The 20230-nt window shown below is 32.2% G+C and carries 21 protein-coding genes; 8 read left to right on the top strand and 13 right to left on the bottom strand.

Translation table 11 applies throughout. The features are described 5' to 3' along the window. Positions 1 to 125: 125 nt before the first annotated feature. Positions 126 to 1037 (top strand): CBS domain-containing protein, encoded by a 912-nt coding sequence (locus ACS5L2_RS08650; protein ID WP_459201592.1) that lies wholly within the window; start codon positions 126 to 128, stop codon positions 1035 to 1037. A 1-nt stretch (position 1038) separates the two neighbouring features. Here ACS5L2_RS08650 and ACS5L2_RS08645 read toward each other — a convergent pair whose 3' ends face one another. Genes ACS5L2_RS08645 through ACS5L2_RS08635 form a run of 3 tightly spaced genes read right to left on the bottom strand, consistent with a single transcriptional unit; the run spans position 1039 to position 2285 of the window. After that, a complete protein-coding gene (locus ACS5L2_RS08645; RefSeq protein ID WP_459201591.1) occupies positions 1039 to 1329 on the bottom strand; it encodes a phosphoribosyl-ATP diphosphatase in 291 nt (96 codons plus the stop codon). Positions 1330 to 1367: 38 nt separating this feature from the next. Then, positions 1368 to 1781: a 6,7-dimethyl-8-ribityllumazine synthase gene (ribH, locus tag ACS5L2_RS08640; RefSeq protein WP_459201590.1), complete on the bottom strand. Its 414-nt coding sequence runs from the start codon at positions 1779 to 1781 to the stop codon at positions 1368 to 1370. A gap of 48 nt (positions 1782 to 1829) precedes the next feature. Next, entirely contained in the window at positions 1830 to 2285 is a 456-nt protein-coding gene (locus ACS5L2_RS08635; RefSeq protein WP_459201589.1) for a gamma carbonic anhydrase family protein, read from the bottom strand. A gap of 109 nt (positions 2286 to 2394) precedes the next feature. Here ACS5L2_RS08635 and ACS5L2_RS08630 point away from each other — a divergent pair, with 109 nt between their 5' ends. After that, positions 2395 to 3504, top strand: a complete 1110-nt coding sequence (locus ACS5L2_RS08630) for a TIGR04013 family B12-binding domain/radical SAM domain-containing protein (protein WP_459201588.1) — start codon at positions 2395 to 2397, stop codon at positions 3502 to 3504. 3 nt (positions 3505 to 3507) lie between these two features. Here the strand turns inward: ACS5L2_RS08630 and ACS5L2_RS08625 are convergent, their stop codons facing one another. From ACS5L2_RS08625 to fni, 4 genes are all read right to left on the bottom strand, one after another. Beyond that, positions 3508 to 3960 (bottom strand): DUF2118 family protein, encoded by a 453-nt coding sequence (locus tag ACS5L2_RS08625; protein ID WP_459201587.1) that lies wholly within the window; start codon positions 3958 to 3960, stop codon positions 3508 to 3510. Positions 3961 to 4010: 50 nt separating this feature from the next. Continuing rightward, positions 4011 to 4964 carry a polyprenyl synthetase family protein gene (locus tag ACS5L2_RS08620; RefSeq protein WP_459201586.1) on the bottom strand — a complete coding sequence of 318 codons (954 nt, stop codon included), beginning with the start codon at positions 4962 to 4964 and terminating at the stop codon, positions 4011 to 4013. A 13-nt stretch (positions 4965 to 4977) separates the two neighbouring features. After that, on the bottom strand, positions 4978 to 6324 hold the full coding sequence (locus tag ACS5L2_RS08615) for an RNase J family beta-CASP ribonuclease (protein ID WP_459201585.1): 1347 nt from the start codon (positions 6322 to 6324) through the stop codon (positions 4978 to 4980). Between the two features lie 71 nt (positions 6325 to 6395). Then, positions 6396 to 7463: a type 2 isopentenyl-diphosphate Delta-isomerase gene (gene fni, locus ACS5L2_RS08610; RefSeq protein ID WP_459201584.1), complete on the bottom strand. Its 1068-nt coding sequence runs from the start codon at positions 7461 to 7463 to the stop codon at positions 6396 to 6398. Between the two features lie 489 nt (positions 7464 to 7952). Here fni and ACS5L2_RS08605 point away from each other — a divergent pair, with 489 nt between their 5' ends. The 5 genes from ACS5L2_RS08605 to ACS5L2_RS08585 are packed head-to-tail and all read left to right on the top strand — an operon-like array spanning position 7953 to position 12890. Next, the gene (locus ACS5L2_RS08605) at positions 7953 to 8234 is read left to right on the top strand and encodes a Gar1/Naf1 family protein (protein WP_459201583.1); all 282 of its coding nucleotides are present in this window, start codon (positions 7953 to 7955) and stop codon (positions 8232 to 8234) included. An 18-nt stretch (positions 8235 to 8252) separates the two neighbouring features. Then, positions 8253 to 9272, top strand: coding sequence for a transcription initiation factor IIB (locus tag ACS5L2_RS08600; RefSeq protein ID WP_459201582.1), 1020 nt, complete (start codon positions 8253 to 8255; stop codon positions 9270 to 9272). Positions 9273 to 9281: 9 nt separating this feature from the next. Continuing rightward, on the top strand, positions 9282 to 10916 hold the full coding sequence (locus ACS5L2_RS08595; RefSeq protein ID WP_459201581.1) for a type II/IV secretion system ATPase subunit: 1635 nt from the start codon (positions 9282 to 9284) through the stop codon (positions 10914 to 10916). Between the two features lie 11 nt (positions 10917 to 10927). Beyond that, on the top strand, positions 10928 to 11989 hold the full coding sequence (locus ACS5L2_RS08590) for a type II secretion system F family protein (RefSeq protein WP_459201580.1): 1062 nt from the start codon (positions 10928 to 10930) through the stop codon (positions 11987 to 11989). Positions 11990 to 11993: 4 nt separating this feature from the next. Then, positions 11994 to 12890, top strand: coding sequence for a type II secretion system F family protein (locus ACS5L2_RS08585; protein WP_459201579.1), 897 nt, complete (start codon positions 11994 to 11996; stop codon positions 12888 to 12890). Positions 12891 to 12897: 7 nt separating this feature from the next. Here ACS5L2_RS08585 and ACS5L2_RS08580 read toward each other — a convergent pair whose 3' ends face one another. From ACS5L2_RS08580 to ACS5L2_RS08560, 5 genes are read right to left on the bottom strand one after another with little or no spacing between them, the layout of a single operon-like run. Beyond that, positions 12898 to 13482 carry an HDIG domain-containing metalloprotein gene (locus ACS5L2_RS08580; RefSeq protein ID WP_459201578.1) on the bottom strand — a complete coding sequence of 195 codons (585 nt, stop codon included), beginning with the start codon at positions 13480 to 13482 and terminating at the stop codon, positions 12898 to 12900. Between the two features lie 9 nt (positions 13483 to 13491). Next, on the bottom strand, positions 13492 to 14049 hold the full coding sequence (tfe, locus tag ACS5L2_RS08575) for a transcription factor E (protein WP_459201577.1): 558 nt from the start codon (positions 14047 to 14049) through the stop codon (positions 13492 to 13494). Positions 14050 to 14052: 3 nt separating this feature from the next. After that, positions 14053 to 15102: an ATP-grasp domain-containing protein gene (locus ACS5L2_RS08570; RefSeq protein WP_459201576.1), complete on the bottom strand. Its 1050-nt coding sequence runs from the start codon at positions 15100 to 15102 to the stop codon at positions 14053 to 14055. Between the two features lie 26 nt (positions 15103 to 15128). Further along, positions 15129 to 16076, bottom strand: a complete 948-nt coding sequence (mptA, locus tag ACS5L2_RS08565) for a GTP cyclohydrolase MptA (RefSeq protein ID WP_459201575.1) — start codon at positions 16074 to 16076, stop codon at positions 15129 to 15131. A gap of 19 nt (positions 16077 to 16095) precedes the next feature. Beyond that, positions 16096 to 17322 (bottom strand): AAA family ATPase, encoded by a 1227-nt coding sequence (locus tag ACS5L2_RS08560; protein ID WP_459201574.1) that lies wholly within the window; start codon positions 17320 to 17322, stop codon positions 16096 to 16098. A 609-nt stretch (positions 17323 to 17931) separates the two neighbouring features. On the opposite strand from ACS5L2_RS08560, the gene ACS5L2_RS08555 reads away from it, so the two are divergent. After that, complete coding sequence (locus ACS5L2_RS08555) at positions 17932 to 18453, top strand: helix-turn-helix domain-containing protein (protein ID WP_459201573.1); 522 nt, start codon at positions 17932 to 17934, stop codon at positions 18451 to 18453. A gap of 656 nt (positions 18454 to 19109) precedes the next feature. On the opposite strand, the gene ACS5L2_RS08550 is transcribed toward ACS5L2_RS08555, so the two are convergent. Next, complete coding sequence (locus tag ACS5L2_RS08550) at positions 19110 to 20225, bottom strand: transcriptional regulator (RefSeq protein ID WP_459201572.1); 1116 nt, start codon at positions 20223 to 20225, stop codon at positions 19110 to 19112. Positions 20226 to 20230: the final 5 nt, after the last annotated feature.

The following is a 20230-nucleotide window of genomic DNA, read 5'->3' as shown; positions in this document are numbered from 1 at the left end:
ATTTAACCTTTTTTTTGAATTTTTGCACTCTTAAATTAAATCATTAAATTATTATACAAATAAAAACCATTGTTATATATCACTATTTATAATCACTATTTATAATCATTTTTAATGGTGAAATTATGGAATTAACAATTGTTCAAAAAGAAATACTTCAGGAATTGATTTCAATCTACCGGGAAAAAAATAAAGCGGTTAAAGGAACGGAAATTGCTGTTCGACTTAGCAGGAACCCTGGAACCATTAGAAACCAGATGCAGGCGTTAAGAGCGTTGAATCTTGTTGATGGGGTTCCTGGACCAAAAGGTGGTTACATTCCAACGAGCTTGACTTACCGCTCACTTGGACTTGAAACCGAAGAAGAAATTACTGTTCCAATTTATAAAAGGGAAGACCTCGTTGAGGGTGTCAGCGTCACAAAAATCGTGTTTGATACCGTAACAAGAGAAAAATCATGTTCTTCAAAAATCTACGTTAATGGAGATACAAGGAAATTTTCTGAAGGGGACGTCGTAAAAGTTGGACCGACACACCACAACAAAATCGTAATTTTAGGAAGAGTCGTTGGAAGAGATGACATCAATCATATCCTTTTAATGGATGTAATAAGTGTTGCAAGCGTTCCAGGCATTTTTGTAGGGGATGTTGGAACAAAAGAGGAATTGATTTACATTACCCCTGAAAAAACTATTCGAGATGCTGCAAAACTACTTTCAGATGCAAATATCAGCGGAATTCCGATTATGGATGGAAAAAAACTTCTCGGAATTGTGAGCCTCCACGATGTTGCAGAAGCAGTATCAAAAGGCCTTGAAAACGAAATTGTAACAAAAATGATGGCTGAAAAAATATATACTGTATCAAAAAATGAAAAAATATATGATGCATTGATTTTAATGGAAAAAAATAACGTTGGAAGGTTAATTGTAGTAGATAATGAAGAAAATGTGATTGGAATTCTTACAAGAACGGATATCCTGAATTTAATTGAAGGAACAATTTTTCCAAAAATCCTCAGGAATTATTTGAAATAAGTTACCTCATTCTTCGTTTAAATTCTTCACTCAGTTCTTCGTACGTGATTCCTGATTTTGCGAGCAGAACCATTGTGTGGAATATTAAATCCGCGCTTTCATAAATTATTTCCGATTTATCGCCGTCTTTTGCTGCGAGAATAACTTCTGCAGCTTCTTCACCGACTTTTTCACAGATTTTGTTTACTGCTGTTTTTTTATCATCGGTTGTTAATTTAGCAACGTAGGAACCTTCAGGTTTTTCTTCAATTCTTTTTTCGATTGTCGAGTAAACTTCTTTTAAAACATTCATAAAATCACTAAAAAAAGATTTATAAATTTAATTTTAAATTATTGGATTTCTTTAAGTCTTTTTACCATTTTAACAGCAGCTTCAACTGCGCTTTTACCGTAATCAATTCTATCTTCAGCTTGCATTCTTGTCATTCCTGGACCCGCAATTCCAAGAGCAACAGGTTTTCCAAATTCAAGAGATAAATCTGCAATTTTTCTTGCCGCGTTTTGAACCACAATTTCATCGTGTTCAGTGTCTCCTTCAATAACGCAGCCGATTGTAACAACCGCATCGATGTCGTCTTTTTGGAGGAGTGTTTTGATTGCAAGAGGCATGTCAAATGATCCTGGAACCATTACTTTGCATGAAACATTTGCGCCCAAGAATGCAGCATGTTCTTCTGCCAATTTTTCCATCATAAATGTTAAATCTCTGTTGAATTCTGCGATAACAAATCCTAAGTTGACCATTTTTTCACCCGATTAATTTACAATAATAGTCACATTGATTTTTAAACATTATAAGTTTTTTGATAATTCAAGATACCTTTTTGCATTTTCCATTATTGAATTTATTTCTTCTTCCGTTAAAGTTCTCACAACTTTTCCGGGAACCCCTAAAACCAGGCTGTTTGGTGGAATTTCTTTATTTTGTGATACAAGAGCATTTGCTCCAATCATTGAGTTTTTACCGATTTTTGCGCCGTTTAATACGGTTGAATTCATCCCCACGAGAACGTTGTCTTCAATCGTGCACCCATGAATTACTGCACCGTGCCCCACAGAAACTCCTTTTCCGATAAAAACAGGATAATCTTTTGAACAGTGAACCGTGCAGTTATCCTGTATATTTGAATCATTATCAACAGTTATTTTATTAATATCTGCCCTTAATACTGCCCCGTACCAGATATTTACGTTTTCACCGAGTTTAACATCCCCGATAACAACTGCGTTCTTCGCAATTTTTGCCATTTAATCACCAAGCATTTAAAAAATATAGAATATAAAAATTAGTCTTTTAAAGAATGTATCTTCTAAAACTACTGTCAATTTTATATACCAATCATAATTATTTAAAGTTATGATTGGATTTAGAATGACTTCGAAAAACAAGTACAGCATCTCAAAATTATATCCTTTGGTAGGCGGAAGTTTATTCAAAGAATTTAGTGAAATAATTGAGAATTTAAATTCTTTAGATATTTTGATATATTCATTTATGAGCATGCAAGAAAAGGAAGTTTTAAACGAAATAAACGAACTAAAAAAATTTAAAAAAGATATTATTCTGATTGCAGGTGGCCCTCACCCATCAGGTTGTCCAGAAGATACGTTAAACATGGGGTTTGATCATGTTATAATTGGTGAAGGAGAAATTTCACTGCCGAGTCTTATAAATTCCATAAAATCTGGAAAAACCCCTGAAAAAATAATAAAAGGAATACCAATTGAGAATTTTAATGATTATGAAAAAATCTGGCCCCTCGCACCAATAGAAATTACAAGGGGATGCCCCTACAACTGTAGATTCTGCCAAACTCCGCAGATATTTGGAAAAAATATACGGCACAGAAGTATTGAAAGTATCGTAAAAATTGTAAAGACTATGGGTGATATCCGGTTTGTAACTCCGAATGCATTTTCATATGGCTCTAAAACCGGAACAAAACCAGATATCGAAAAGCTTGAAAAACTGATGAAAAGCCTCTTTGAAATTAAAAAAAGACTCTTTTTTGGAACATTCCCTTCAGAAGTAAGGCCTGAATTTGTAAATTTAGAAACCCTTGATTTAGTAAATAAATACTGTGATAATAGATACATCCATTTTGGGGCGCAGAGTGGTAGTGATGAAGTTTTAAAACATATAAGACGTGGTCACACAGTTTCAGATGTTATAAATGCAGTAGAAATTTCTAAAGAGTACGATTTGATTCCAAAAGTTGATTTTATATTTGGTTTTCCCAGGGAAACAGAAACTCAAAGAAAAGAAAGTATTGATTTGATGAAATACATTATAAAAAAGAATGGAAAAGTCCATGCACACTATTTTATGCCGCTTTGTGGAACTTACTTTGAAAATAGTACTCCAGAACCTCTTGAAAAGGAAACTCTTGATATTTTAGGAAAAATGGCAAAAAAAGGACAGATTACTGGTTCTTGGGGCTACCAGTATTCGAAAAATTTTGAATGAAAATTATTCCTCAAGCATGTAAAATACATAATTTGCTCTTTCTGAAGGGATTTCGTTCATGAATATTACAGTTCCGCTTACAGGAGAATTAACGTATCTTAAGTCCCCCTTTTTACTTTTAAGTGTTGCGAGTCTGTACCCTTTTAAAACCCTGAAACCAAAATCCATTATTGGATAAACTTCGTAACCTTCTGCAACCACAGAAACAAGCTCAGTTCCTACTTTAAGATAAGTAAATGTGTGTTTATCAGGATATTGGATTAAAACATCTTTTTTTAGTTTGTCTAAACTCAAATATTTGGCTAAATCATCATAAACTACCTGATAAAGAAGTTTGCCGTTTCCAGAATATTCTTCATCTTTTTCTAAAAAAATTATTGCATTTCCATCTTTTTCGATTGCAACACGGTCGCCGTCGTTTAATTCTCCTTCAACGTAAATTTTAGGAATTTTCATTAAAACACCTTTAAATTTTAAAAAAAGTTAAAATAGATATTTAAATATGATTAGTGAATTCTTTCAATGATAAAATCAGCAATGCTTTCGAGATTCTTTCTTTTTTCCGCGTCAAATATTTTTAAGTAGTCTTTTGCTTCTTCTGTTGCTATTTTCATCGTGTTTTTCGCGTATTCTATAGAATCTGCTAAAATTGCAATTGCTTCGGAAACTTCCTCAGAAGTTGCGTCTTTGTTTCCTAAAATCTGTAATAATCTTTCTTTTTTATCTTTGGAAAGGTTTTCTATCGCGTGAATTACCATCATTGTCTTTTTACCTTCGACAATGTCACTTCCAACAGGTTTTCCAATTGTTTTTTGATCCCCAATTAGATCTAAAACATCATCTTGAATCTGGAAAGTCATTCCAATTCTTTTTGCATAATTGTAAAGTGCTTCTCTTTCTTCAGGAGTACAGTCTGCCATAACTGCCCCGATTTCTACGGGAGCCACAATTAAAGCACCTGTTTTTTTGGAAATCATGTCAAAATACTCATCTAAAGTAGGGAATCTTTCTTCAAATTCCATGTCTTCAGTCTGTCCTTCGCAGACTTCAACGCATGCCTTAGATAATACTTTTAAAACTTCGTGAGCCTTTTTGCTGTCTTCAATATTTGAAAGAGCTTCGAAAGCTTTTGCATACAATAAATCTCCAGCTAAAATTGCGATTGGTTCACCATAAATCGTGTGAACTGTTGGCATTCCTCTTCTCTGGTCGTCGTTGTCCATTATATCGTCATGGACTAACGTATAGTTATGAATTAATTCAACAGAAAGTGCTGGTGCCAGTATTTCAGTAATATCATCTTTTTTCAAGAGATATGTTATAATTGAAAGATAAGGCCTTACTCTTTTACCGCCTGCAAGTAAAAGGTGTTTTGAAGCACTGTAAAGTTTAGTGTCTTTTTCCATGTATTTTTTGAGTTCAGAATCGATTTTTGACAATATTTCCCTATCAAACACCATTATAGCACCTCTATTAAATTACTCTTTCGAATTTCAAACTTTGACCGTTTCTGAGCAAGTGTACATCTTCACCGAGTCTGAATCCTTCTTCCTCTGCTAATTTAGCATATGCAGAAGTTAAATTAAAGTCACCGTGGGAAGGTATCAGGTGTTCTGGTTGTAACCACCTTAATATGTCCCTGTGGTCTTCTTTTGCCGCGTGTCCAGATACGTGAGCCCCTTTAAATATCCTAACTCCTGCCAATTTTAACCTTGCCTCTAATAAATACCTTTGTGCCGCATTCATTGGGTTTGGAATAACGTCTGCTGAAAATACAACCTGATCGTATTTTTCAAATCTAAATGGTGTTTTATTAGTTGCCATTCTTGATAAAACCGCACCTTCTTCACCCTGATGTCCTGTAACAACCATGAGGTAGTTTTCTTTTCCATCTTTCATTATCTGGTGGAAAGTTTTGTCGATTGATGAAGGGTCCCAGCAAATTTTTGTTTCTTTTGGGAATTTAACTAAACCAATATCTTCCGCAATTCCGCAGTATTTTGCCATTGATCTTCCAACAAGTACTGGAATTCTACCCATTTTTGATGCAATATCTGTAATTGACTTGATTCTTGCAATGTGTGATGAAAACGTGGTAATTACTACTGCATTGTCTTCATTGTCAGTTCCAAGAAGGTCGTTTTTCAAAAGGTTTGCAGCAACTCCTTCTGATGCTGTTTTTCCTTCGTAGTCAACTCTTGTACTTTCTGAAACCATTGCAATTACGCCCTGTTTTCCAATTCTTTTTAATGCTTTGTAGTCGGGTTTTTCACCAACTACCGGGAAATTATCAAATTTAAAGTCGTTTCCGTAAACTACAGCACCGTAAGGTGTGTGAAGAACTGCCATTGCAGAATCTGGAATACTGTGCGTGATTTTTACGAATTCTAAAGTAATATTTGCTGTTAAATCTAATTTATTTCCGTTTTCTAATGTGATTAAAGGGTTTCTAACGTCAAATTTCTTTTCGCTTAAAATTTCCCTTTTTACGAGTTCTAAAGTGTATGGAGTTCCGATAATTGGAGCGTTGTACCTGTGCGCAAGTTTTGTAATTGCTCCAATGTGGTCGAGGTGTCCGTGCGTTAAAACAATCGCCTTAACCTCTCCTTCGATATTTTTCATTACCGTATCATCCGGAATTACACCCATCTCGATTAAGTTTAAACTGTGCATTTTTGAGATGTCTGTATCCTCGTGAATCATTATCCTGTCGAGTCTTACACCCATATCGAAAATTATGATCTCGCCGTCGATATTTACGGCAGTCATGTTTCTTCCGACTTCTTCGTATCCACCTATTGCGACTACTTCTAACTGCAAATTATCACTTCCTTTTTTAAATAACTGAATAAATAAGATTGAAAAAATTCCGATAGATAATATTTAAATTATTAAATCTGATCCTTCCAATTCTTTAAATCGCCTTTTAAAATATATCTGGCAGATTTTAGCTCGTTTATATTATTACTACCTGTTAAAAACATTGTAGTCTTTAATTCTTTAATCATTCTTTCAAGCACAGCTGTAACAGCTTCTGAAGACTTTAAGGCTGCTTTTAAAATTGGTAAAGCAGTTCCACAGCAGTTTGCACCGATTGAAATTGATTTTGCGATATCGATTCCAGTCCTGATTCCGCCTGTTGCAATTATCGGTCCTGAAAAGACTGAATTTACTTCTAAAATAGATGCGGCAGTTGGAATTCCCCAGTTAAAATACTGGTTTGAAAAATTCTTCTGCTCTTCATCTTTTATTCTGTAAAGCTCTACAGCAGCCCAAGAAGTTCCGCCGCTTCCGCCAACATCTATCGCATCAAAGCCCATTTCTTTTAAAAAAATGGCATCTTTTTTTGAAAATCCTTCGCCAACTTGCTTTGCGATAAATGGGATTTTTCCGTGAATTTTATTGTAATTTGAAATTATTTCTTTTAAAATATTAAGTCCTTTGAAGTTTACATCGCCTTCTGGCTGTATTGCTTCTTGTAGTGGATTGAAATGAATTGCCATTGCATCTGCATCAATCATTTCCACGGACTTTGAAATAATTTCTTCATCCCATGAATCTTCCACAAAGTTAACTGCCCCGAGATTTCCGATAATTAGTGAGGAAGTGTGATCCCTTACGACGGAATAAGTTTCTTCGAGGTAGCTTTTTGATATGGCGGCTCTCTGTGAACCAACACCCATACCTAAATTCAGTTCTTCAACAGCAATAGCAATATTTTTATTGACTTCCTTTGCTTTAGGATGCCCACCAGTTATTGCTGCTACAATTAACGGAGCATTTAATTTTTTTCCAAAAATTTCGATAGATGTATCGATATCGTCTAAATCGCAGTTTGATATACCGCTGTGAATTAATTCAACGTCCTCAAGAAGGGTCCCTTTTTGATACTCCACGTCACAGTGGTCGCACACAATAAGGTGTTCCAACTTTCTATATTCAATGCTATTATTATTCACGAATAACCACCTATATATTATTATCTAAAGTCCGAAAAATTACAGTTATTAAAACAAGGGCAGGTAAATAATAAAAAGGTTTTCCAGATAAAAAACAAAAAAATTGTGATTTAATTTTAAGTTTAATTTTCAGATTATTAATAGATTTAAATCTGTTTTTAAATTTAAGTGGCGTAATAGAATAAAAAAACATATTTTGTAGCGCACTTAATTTATCTTATTTCTTAAATACTTTTGGATAGTTTGCGAATTCCATTGCCAAAACGCTAAGGTTTTTGTACACAGTATATAAAACTATCGGTTATTTCTTCATTTATCCCTTTTTCAGTCCCATTTTGTTCTTAGAATCGCGATTCTATTTCGTAAATCATATATATACTTTTCGAAATATATAAATAGTATTGCATGAAAACTATATATGAATCGATTTTATTGTTAAATATTCATGATTTTAAATAGATTTTATAATCGCGATTTGGAGGAATCTCGTTGGAAAAAATAGAAATACTGCACAGAACTCCAAAAGGAAAAATAATCGGGCGTACTAAAAAACAGCCCCGTTTTAATTCGCCTGTTGGAATAAAAATTAAAGATAGAATTAAGAAAATCGGTAAAATTTACGATATATTTGGACCTGTTGAAGAGCCCTATGTAAAAATAATTCCATATAGTGAAGAGGACGCAGAAAACACTTTAGAATCCGGTTACGTTTTTGTTATGAATGAAGAACCTAAAAAACAATCCAAAAACCGTAAAAAAGGAAGAAAATAACTTTAAGACGGTGTTATCATGAAAGTCGAAGCTGTTACAAAAGAAGACTCAAAAAAGTCTGAAAGAAAGATTAAACTTGCCATTGCAAAGCCTGAAGACTATTCAAATAAGAATGTAATTTTAGAACAGGAAGAAGAATTAATTTGCCCGGTATGTGGGAGCAAAAATATTATTAAAGATTATGAAAGGGCTGAAATCGTCTGTGAAATGTGCGGATGTGTTTTACAGCAAAATTTATTCGATGTGGGTCCTGAATGGAGAGCTTTCGATCACGAACAGCGTGTGAAAAGAAGTAGGGTTGGAGCTCCAATGACATATACAATCCACGATAAAGGTTTATCAACAGTTATCGACTGGAGAAATAAGGATAGCTACGGAAAAGATATTTCTGCAGATAAAAGAGCTCAATTATATAGATTGAGAAAATGGCAGAGAAGAATCAGGGTTTCTGACGCATCTGAAAGAAATTTAGCGTTTGCTCTTTCTGAACTTGATAGAATTGCATCAAAATTGGGTCTTCCAAGAAACGTTAGGGAAAATGCTGCAGTTCTTTACAGGGGTGCTGTAGAAAAAGGACTTATTAGGGGAAGAAGTATCGAAGGAGTTGCTGCTGCTGCACTTTACGCTGCTTGTAGAAGATGTAAAGTTCCAAGAACTCTTGATGAAATTGCAGAAGTTTCAAGAGTCGATAGAAAAGAAATTGGAAGAACTTACAGATTTATTTCAAGAGAATTAAATATCAGGCTTGCTCCAACAAACCCGATAGATTACGTTCCAAGATTTGCTTCGGAATTAAAACTTCCAGGAGAAGTTGAATCAAAAGCAATCTCAATATTGCAAAAAGCAGGGGAAAGAGGACTTACAAGCGGTAGGGGCCCTACAGGAGTTGCTGCTGCTGCAATTTATATTGCAAGTGTTTTGCAGGGGACGAGAAGAACCCAGAGAGAAGTTGCTGATGTTGCAGGCGTTACTGAAGTTACGATACGAAACAGGTACAAAGAGCTAACAGAACATTTAGATATCGATGTAACACTATAAGGTGATTGTATGGGGCTTTTTGACAGAATACAGACTAAAGATTCCAAACCTACTGTTAAAAAAAATAACACATCTGAAAGTATATCTGAACCCCCAAACTTATTTGGTACGCCTGAAAAATCTGAAAAAGCTGGTTTTGCAGTAAGTGAACGAATGAAACAGCCTGTGGAGACTTTTGAAGTAGATTCAACAGGCTCAGTGCTTGATAAATATTTTGTAAAAGTTGACGAAATTGATTTTGATGTTATAATTGAAAAGGAAAACGGGGTTACAATATACAAAGTTCCAGAAATTGCTCCGATGTATGCCGCCCTTGCAAAACTTTCAGAAATGGATATTAAAACAATAAAATCCGAACTTTCAGAGTCCACCATTCAAAAATTAGGGCAGATTCAAGGTTACCTTAAAAATTATTCTGAAAAAAACAAAATACAATTGCGAGATATTGAAATACTTCACCTGTCCCATTATTTTTACTTGATAATTGGAAAATTGGGACTTTTAGAAATTCCATTAAATGACAGCAGATTGGAAGAAGTAATGGTAAATGGAGTTGAATCCCCTACTTTCGTATTTCACAGAAAATACCAGATGTGTGAATCAAACATCCGACTCGATAAGCACGAAGCAACAAGGGTTGTTGAAAGTATTGCTTATCTTGCAGGTAGAACTATTGATTCACGAACTCCAATGCTTGATGCATTTTTACCGGATGGAAGCAGGGTTAACGCTACGATGGGCGATGTTACATTGTTAGGTAACACGATTACAATCCGTAAGTTTAGTGAAGACCCTTTAACCATTGTCGATTTGATTAATTTTGGAACTTTTGATTTAGAACTTGCTGCATTTCTCTGGCAGGCTGTCGAAGGATACTTTGGTTCAAAACCTGCAAACACACTTATCGTAGGGGGAACTGGTTCGGGTAAAACTACGACTTTAAACGTAGTTTCAATGTTTTCAATGTATACAGATAGGATTGTAACTATTGAAGATACTCCGGAGTTACAGGTTCCACTGACACACCTTATAAAGATGATTACAAGACCTGGAAGACCTGGAGTTCAAGGTTATGAAATTACGATGGATGATTTAATTAAGAACTCTTTAAGGATGAGGCCTGACAGGATTTTTGTAGGGGAAGTTAGGGGTAGTGAAGCGCATTCTTTGCTTGTTGCAATGAACACCGGGCACGATGGATGTTCTGGAACCCTGCACGCAAACAGCGCAGATGAGGCAATTATCCGATTAATAAACCCACCTATGAACGTTCCAAAAGTTATGATGTCTTCAATTGATTTTATCATAAACCAACAGCGTATTAAACGTAATAAAAAAACAGTCAGAAGGATACTTGGTGTTGTCGAAATCGGGGGAAGTGGAGAAAACATTACCAAGACTGAACTCTTTAAATACGATGGAATAAGCGACAGCGTTGTAAAAACAGGTATTTGTATGTGGGAAGAGGACGTGTGTCAGATTGCCGGTATCACGCGAGATGAATTAATGGATGATAGAATTAATAGAAAGAAAGTACTAAAATATATGGTGAACAATAATATTAGTGATATTAGAAAAGTAGGCGACGTAATTAAACAATATCAGGAAAATCCAGAAAATGTCTTAAAACATATACTGGAATGATTGTGGTTTAAATGAAAGTAGAAACTGAAAAAAAACAACAAGGTATTCTTGACAAGCTCGCCAGTGCATTTAAAAAAGATAAATCACCTAAAAAAAATAAAATATCCAGAGTTGGAAGATCAGAATACTTAAAAAAAATCTTTGAAAAAAAGAAAGATTTAAGTCCTGAAGATGAAATCTTAGAGTTTTACGAACCATATATTGATGAAACTCCAGATATAAGTATTGATTTAGATGACTTGCTTTTTGAAAAAGGTAATTTCGGGGCACTTGGGGGATATTCCAGATCATTTTCATACTGGGTTACAAACACATCATTTTTACCGTCCAAAAGGGATTACCAGTATGCGGGTATTGCAGATGAGAGAGTTTATTTCTTAAAGATGATGATTACCGCGATTACTACGGTTGTATTGTTTATAATCTATGGTGTTTTGGTGGGCGATATCGTTTCTGGCCTGTCTAATGGAGTAATTTTAGCAGTTATTATAATTGTTGGTGGGGTATTCTACCCAAAATTAAAACTAACACTATTCAGGGGAGAAATTAAAATTCAGGTGTTGATGAGTATTTTACACCTTATTTCAATGTTAAATTCCGGTGCTTCAGTTCAGGAAGCTTTGAAAAACATTGCAAATAATCCCGAATACGGAATTACGTCTTTTGAATTTAGAAGTATCATCAAAGATATTAATCAAGGCGGTTATAACTTCGTAGAAGCTCTTGAAAGGGCCAGAATAAGAACTAAAATATATTTAATGAGACAGCTCTACGATCAATTGATTCTCGCGGCAAATAAAGGTGGAACACAACTTTTACTTGAAAATTTGTATAATGAGATAGTTAGGGAATCTTTATCGAAAATAGATAGTTCAAAGTTCCAGATTTCAAATTTAGGAAACCTGATATTTGGTATCGGTTTAATTATTCCATTTTCTGGAATGATACAATCAGCATTGGGTGCTCAACAAGGATTTGATGGTATTATAAATGCTATCGACCTTGTAATGGGTAAAATAGGGTTAATGTCAACAGTTATATTTACCATCTTTATTAAAATGAAGATCGAGTGAAATTATGGATGTCAAAAAATACCTGAATCATATATATCACGTTTTGATTATACGAAATATTAGAATATTAAAAAAAACAGGTAAAAAACTCGATGAAAGGGTTTTTATTGGTATTTTAGTAATTATAACCATTTTACCAATATTGTTAAAAATATTCTTAGGTTTCACCCTAAAAACCACGTTGATTTTAACTTTAGTGTATTTAGGATCCGTTCTTTCACTGCCCACGATAATGTATGAATCCAAAATGGATAAATTTGAGAAAAATATACCCAAAGCCCTTTATGTTATGGTTCTATCTCTTGATTCTGGACGTTCTGTTGTTGAAGCGATAAATGAAGTTATAAGAAGTGGAATTCCTGAAGTAGATGTTATATTTTCAAAAGTTGTTACCCTGATGACTGAAAGGAAATTAAGTTTTGAAGACGCAATGATAATTGTCTCAAACTCTATCGATTCAAAGATATTCAGGCAGGTTGGAAGATTAATTATCGAAAATAGAAAATACGGTGGGGAACTTGCCGATACTTTGAAAAAACTTGCTAAAACACTTGAAGAACTGCAAAATTTAAAAGCCCAACTTTTAAGCGTTACTGCAAACGGTCTTGCAGTTGGTCTTATCATTCTTTGTGGTGTAATTCCTGCAACTGCTGGTTTGATAGGGGGATACTTAATGGTAATATCCCAGTTAGCTCCAACAATGCCTTCAGTTGATGCGTCACAAATTTCAAAAGCAATTGAAACGATACAGGTGGGTTCTGGATTATTTGGGCTGTTTTTTGCAGTCCCATTGTTTGGTTTAAAAATTAATAGAATGATAATTACATGTTCTGTATGTATGACATTTGCAATTGGAACATTTTACGCGGTATTACAGCTCACAGGACTGTTATTCGCATAAATTTTAATTATTTAATTAATTTATTTATTTCCAAATAAAGAGAATAAACACTGTCTGCAACTTTTAAATTAGTTCTTTTTTTAAATTTATCAATTACAAAATCAATATCAACCCGTAAATCTCCAGAAATTAAGTTATCTGCATTTGCTATTACTTTTTCTTCCAAAGTTTTTGGAATGTAATCCTTTTCGGGTAAATTTAACTCTTTTGCTTCTGTTTTAGAAATTCCTGCGCCAATATGTCTTTCAGCAATTTTAGCATATTTTTCATCAAAATTATTTTTTAACAATATTTCAGAGCCAATTATTCCATGGTCAATACCATGACTTTTACTTCTCCCAATATCGTGTAAAATAGCACCCAAAACTGCTGTTTTTATGTCAAAATTATATCCTTTATCGATTAACTTAATTCCAAACTCGTAAACATAATCTGCCACTGCAATGCTATGTAAAACTACGTTTTTTTCACATTTTTCCGCTAAAAAAGTTAAATATTCATTAAAAAAAGGTATTTCTTGGATTTTTTTAAAATTAGAAAATTTTTCATAGAATATGGTGTCGTCTAATAACTCGTTTAAAACAGCTTTCATGAACGCACCTTAATATGTGGAAAAAAGAGGATTTTTATTGAATTCGTCCTCTAAATATTTAATCTGGTCTTTTAACAACGCAATATCTTTTTTGTTATCATATTCGCGAAGTATTCCACCACATTGTGGACATCTAAACCCACTATCCATTGCGTCTTCAAATGTAAATTTAATTTCGCAGCCCGAACAGAAAAAGAACATACTTGTTTCTTCCAATTCAAGCTGTTCTTTTAAATCAATTAATACAGCTTTCATTTTTTTAGCGACTAATGCAGGCACTTTTTCAAGAGATGGTTTCCAGGTGTATGTATACCAGTTTGTTTCTTCGTCTTTTTCTCGGTTGTAGTCTACAAGCCTTGCTTCGTATAATTTGTAAAGTATTCTTCTGATATTGTTTAATTTAACATCCAACTGTCTTGAAATTTCGTCATCAGTTACCTCATTGGTATTGATAAGTACAGATAACACATCAAAACCGACAACATCTTCATCCATTATTTCGAAAAGTACTTGTTGTATCAGGGGGTTTTCGAGCATTGTAAATATCTCGTCTTTTGATAAATTCATGTTTCATACACCTCTTAAAATACCGCTCTCCATTTCTCTTACATCAGCCATGTTTCTTCCGATTATAGTAGCTACTGGTTCTCCAGCTTCGATATAAGCCCCATTCTTTGGAATATCCTTTATAAATGGATTTTTGTCGATGAAGTATGGCGAACCTTTGTTTGAAAAAACTATTTTTTTGAAAAAACAGTCTTTTGGTTTTACAGATTTATTTTCGAGAATTGCTTTTGAAAGATTATATTTTGAAGATAATTCTATTGTTTCATAAGTTCCTAAAATTCTCGGATTTACTTCGATAATATAAGGAATTCCATCCTTTAACATGAAGTCAATTCCATTCATGCCTAAAAGGTCTAACGAATCCATTATCTCTTTAAAACTCTGAATTGTTTCGTTTTTCACTTCTGGAACATATGGGGATATGTTTCCTACATAGATGTTGTTATTTATCAATTGCTTGTTAAAACATAAAAAATTCGAACCGATAAATGAGGCACTATATGATTCAGATTTAATACATTCCTGAACCAGTACAGGATAGTTTATATCCAAATTATCCATATTTTGAAAATCAATATTAGTTACACCAATTCCGCCGCTACCTGAAATAGGTTTTACAACTACAGACTTTAACTCTGTTAAGCATTTTTCAAACTGGTATTTATTATTTACCAAATAAGTGGTAGGTACGTTAAAGCCTAAATTTTCCAATCTCTTTACGGTTTTATATTTGTCACTTATATTTTTAATCTTTTTGGGTGAGTTTCCAACAACGTCCCAATTTGGCGTTTTAGAGTTTTTACTCTCAAATACTCCCGAACATACAAAGATATAGTCCACCAAATCCACGTATTCTTTTGAAAGATTCAATAACTCTTTTTCAGAATATTTTTCAATAAAATGTCCGTGAAAGTCGTCATTTACCGTATATTTTTTATGATCTGCATTTAAATCCACTTGATTGTAGTGGGAAACTGAATAAACTTCAAATTTTAGATTTTTTAACGAATTTACAACAGGGCGGGTATTTGCCCCAACAACGAGAGCTTTCATAAAACCACTAAAAAAATAAATCAAAATTAATTTGTTAAAGTTTTAAGTTCGTCTCTTAATTCTCTTATTGTGGAATTTCTCTCTGCAAAAGCATCGTGTCTGTGGATACTCTCTTTATTTACCTGCCTTACAAGAACTTGTGTATCTTCAGGAAGGTAATCAAAAACATCAACTACTCTTTTTATCATTTCCCTTGCACAGTCTTCAACGAATTTAGGGTTTTTATGAGCTGCCTCTACAACAAATGCTTCATCACTTCTTTTTAAAAGCTCGTAAACTTCTCCACTCATTGAATCTTTAATTATTTTAATTATTTTTGAAATTCCAACAGTATATCCGGTTGGAACTTCTATCATGATAGTTCCAATTCCCCTTTGATTGTGTGTTGCAATAGTAACTGAATCGAGGATTTTTTCAATGTCTTCACTTGAAAATCCCTTTTCAGTTAAATTAGCTACTGCATTTTCTTTTAAAAGATTTTGCGCGCATGGACATGCTGTAATTCCAACGACTTCTGCACCAACCATTTTTTTTATGTGTATTTTTCCAGAATCGTCTTTTTCAGCATAAGCTCTTGCAATTATCTTTCCAATCTCCTGGGAATCTTTTTGTGTTACAGGGGATTTTTCTTCCATCATGTAATCGCTGTAAAGCATTACTTCTGCTCTTGTTGCGTATTCGTGTTTTTCAAAGAGTTTCATGACGATTTCAACAGATAAATCTTCAACACCATAAATTTCCTTTTCAAGGAGTATGTTTTCGACGACCTCTTCGATTACTTCAGGGCTTCTTGACATGTGAATCCCTTTTTGCGAACTTGGAAGGTCCACAAAAACTTCAAAAGTTGGAAGGAGAACGATGTCTCTTTTATTGTTTCTTTTTAATTTTACGAGTTTTTTTAGGTTTGTTACTCCTACTCTCGTTAATGAAACCTTAATATCAGGTTCTGTTGCCTGAACGTCATTGCATTGCATCAAAAAACACCTGAACTATTTACAAAATGTTTTCTTTTGTTATTAAAACATCCTTTAATTCCTTTGATAAAGTGTAGTATACATTATATCCATCTCTTTCTTTATAAATATACCCCATTTCATAAATATCTGATAGGTGTGTTCCAATTGTTCCAGTTGAATTGTTTAGAATTCCCGAAAGTTCAGTTACTGTAGAACTTCCACCAAGTTCAGCCATTGCTTTTATTATCTTAGATTGAGCAGGTGTTAGGTGGTTTAAAATCTGGTGTCCCACACTTATTCCGAGATTTTTCATTGCATTTTTTACAATATCATTATCTATTTCATCTACACCATTTTTAAGAGCAAGTGAAACTGCTTCAGAACATGTCATGATTATTCTTCTTGGAATTCCATCACACTCTTCAATTATTCTCTCGATACTTTGATCTGTAAATGGTTCATACCCTTTTGCACCGGCTGTTTGAGAATCTTCAAGCCTTCTTTTTATAAGGTCGTAAGCTTCTTCTTTTGAAAGTGGAGGCATGTTTATACTTTTTGGAATCCTGTCTCTAATTGCAGGTGATATTTTTGTCAAATCTTCAACCATAGTTGGAGGTCCGGCTAAAAAAGTTAAAATATCATCTTCATACAAAAATGAGTGGAAAAACTGTAAAAGTCCAAGACAGCTCCGTTTTGCAAATTGATCTGCTTCGTCAATTAATATAACACAGAGTTTGTTTTCCTCTTTTACCTCATTTAATAGATATTTTAAGTCCCGTTCAATTTTTTCACGTGGGTAATGGACTGGTGTTTTATCGCTGTAGTTACTGAGCCTTTTATAAATCTCGATTATTTTTTGGGAGTGTTTCATGTAATCTGAAGAAAGTGTTCCATCAACTGAAAACAAGTTATCTTTGATGATTCCATACATCAGTTGTATTAAAAACTGTCTTGCGGTGATTTGTGAAGCTTCGAGCTCAACAACCCAGTGATTGTGCCTTTTTGAAGCATAATACAATATATTTAGTATCGAACTTTTCCCAATCCCTTTCGTGCCCACTATTGCAGCATTTGCAACACTACCATATTGTGCTGCACCTAAAATGTCCGCAATTTCAGAAAGTTCTGAAGTTCTTCCAACAAAGAACTTGGTGTTTCCTCTTATGGGTTTTTCTGAAAACGGATTTGTTTTTAATTTCAGTCGATTCATTGATTTTTTTGATATTGATGATGCATTGTGAATAAATTCGATTGGGTCTAACATGATAATATCCTCCAGTATGAAAACAGTCCGAAAAAGTGTCCTAAAAGATATAATAAATTATCTTTTTTATATGTTTCGAAAAACCGAAAGTTTAAATTATTGAAAATATGTAAATCGTGAATATAATTTTAAAAATAAAAAATATTGTGAATATAGTACAATATTATTAATATAGGTATAATTCATTGTTATTATTAATTAAAAATTAATTTAATAAAATTAGTTTTTTATATATACATATCACAATAGCTATAAAATAAATTTTAATTATGGAAAATAGCATATTTTTAAGATAATTAATCGTGAATATAATTTTAAAAATAAAAAATATTGTGAATATAATTAATAATATATATTAAAATCAATAATTATTAATTGAATTACAAATTAAATGTAAAAAATAAATATTATCGTTAAAAAGTGCTTAAAATACATGCAAATAAATAAAATAATGTAATAAAAGTAGGTTTATAATTAATATATTTCTCGAATTAAATTAGTACTATAATATATCGTGAATATAAAACAATAATCGCGTTTAAAGTATTTATAAATGATAAATAGATAAAACACAGATAAAATTATAATTTAGTTAGTACAGGGGATTTTATGGAAGCTATTTTAAAAAAATTAGTAAATACCATTGAGAGAAAATCCATATTAGATAAACTTTTAAAAGGACCTTGCTGCTGTGAAGACCTTTCGCATGATTTAAACATATCAAAAGGACTTCCACCACGATTTTTAAAATTGTGTACTTCATTAAATATTGTCAGAAGGGAAAGAATAGGCCATAAAGTATACTATTCAATAAATCCTGAAAATTATTTGAAAATATACAATGTAGTAGCCACAGAAAATAGAAAAACTGAAGAAAAGAAGAATTTAAAACAGAATATAAAAAAAGATGAGTTTCAAACAACCCTTTCCGTTGAAAATACCATAAAAAATTATGATGTTAAAAAAATAGACAATGGATTTGGGGGGTCCACGTTTATTTTAACCGATAAAGATTCTTCTTTTGAAATATTTAAAACAAATGAAGAAAATTATTGGTGTGTAGCCTGCCAGAGTGGGGGATGTGAGCATGTTTTGTATTTAAAAAAAGCATTTTCTAAAAAACGTATTTAATCGATAATAAATTTTTTTGGTATCTATCTTTTAGTTTTTGTTTTTTAGTTTTAGATTTGTAGACTTTTGGTTTATTTTGGTGTAATTAAATTTTACATTTTTATGTTTTAGTTGTTCATTTTTATTTCGGGTTTTCGATTGTGATGTATATGGTAGAGTTTAGTTTATGAATTGATTTTTGAAATTTTCAGCTTTTTGATATATTTAACCCGGTTTTTATAGTTTTTATGGATTTATTTTATAATATATCAGTTTTTATAATAATATAACATTTTTAAATGTTTTTATTAATTATTAAACATTTTTTTAACTTTATTTTGTAAAAATAACTTTATTTTATTTATTATATATTATTTTATTTTATTTATTATATTATTATACATATATAGATTAAAAAAGTAAAATAAAAAAGTAATAAAAATAAAATTAAATTTTTAAAAAGTAAAAAACCAAAACAACTAATTCCATATATACATCACACTCGAAACTCCGAAAAACATTAAACAAAAAAGACTAAAAATAAATCACAAAATTAAAAAAACAATAATAAGTTTTTTAAAAAATACTGTAGAATTTCAGAATTAACATTGTTATCAAAATGACTGTTTTTCTAAACAATGGATTTTTTAATAGATTAATAAAATGAAAAATAACAATTATCCAAAAATCAAAAATCCATTAAAGATTTCCGTACGGTTTTTCATAAACCCATCTAAATTATTTAATTTATTCATTTCAAAAAATATATTTTTAAAATCAACATTTGAAGCAACTATATCAAAAGCTGTTTTTTTATCAATATCTAATTTAAACAGGATATTTTTATTGAGTTTTCTTTTTTTAATAATATTCAATTCGACAAGCTCGTTTAAGTAATTATAAACTGTTGACGAGCTGTATTCTAAAACATCAGATATTTCTTTAATGTTGAATTTTTTTAAAAGAAATATTTTTTGGACGATATTTTTATATTTTTTAGGCAAAACATCAGGAATTATTTTTTTCCAGTTTATTTTTAAATCTCTCATGTTTTTAAGGTCCCTTTTTGAATTAGCAAGTATCAAATCGATTACTTTTAAATTGCCAGAACTTAATTTTAAAAGCTCTTCTGAGACTTTTTCAGAAATTAAATAGCCTTTCTTTTTTGCATAATATATTACTGCAGCAACGCTGTTTGTTTTATATTCTTTAAAATTATTTTTTAAATATGAATAAGCTTCAAAAGGACACCTTAAAACAAGATTTATTCCCTCATTTTTTAAAAATTGTACGAATCTCTGAAACGTTTTTAAATGATTCCATTTTGAGATATCGTGAAGGTCGATTACTAAAATCGGGTTTAAAACTTTCAAAATAGTTATCAATTTTCCCATTACTTTATTAAAGTTCCAGGTGTTAATATCCTCAAATAAATCCCCAATTACTCTATACCATGCTTTTTTTGCCCTGTAATAATTGTTAACCGACTTATCAAAGTATGTATCATTTAGATATTTGAAAATGTTATTCATACCTTCAATTTTTTCATTACTTTTTCCATCGTTTTCGCTATTTTTTGGGTTAAATAGTGTCATTTTATCTTTTAAAACATGCAAAATATTTAAAACAGTTTTTTTTAATGAAGGGCTTCCAAGAACCCTTAAAACAGGAATATTATGGATTAACTTACAATTTCCAACAACATTGCTCTCTAAAACAGAGCTCCTGCTAACAGGCTGAATCCAGATATCATTTGTTGCATAAATTTCAGGTTTATTGTATATAATTTCCATAATTT

This window comes from Methanococcus mangrovi, assembly GCF_054506835.1.
Note: the sequence above shows the minus strand (reverse complement) of the source record. Positions and strands in the feature narration are given on the sequence as shown.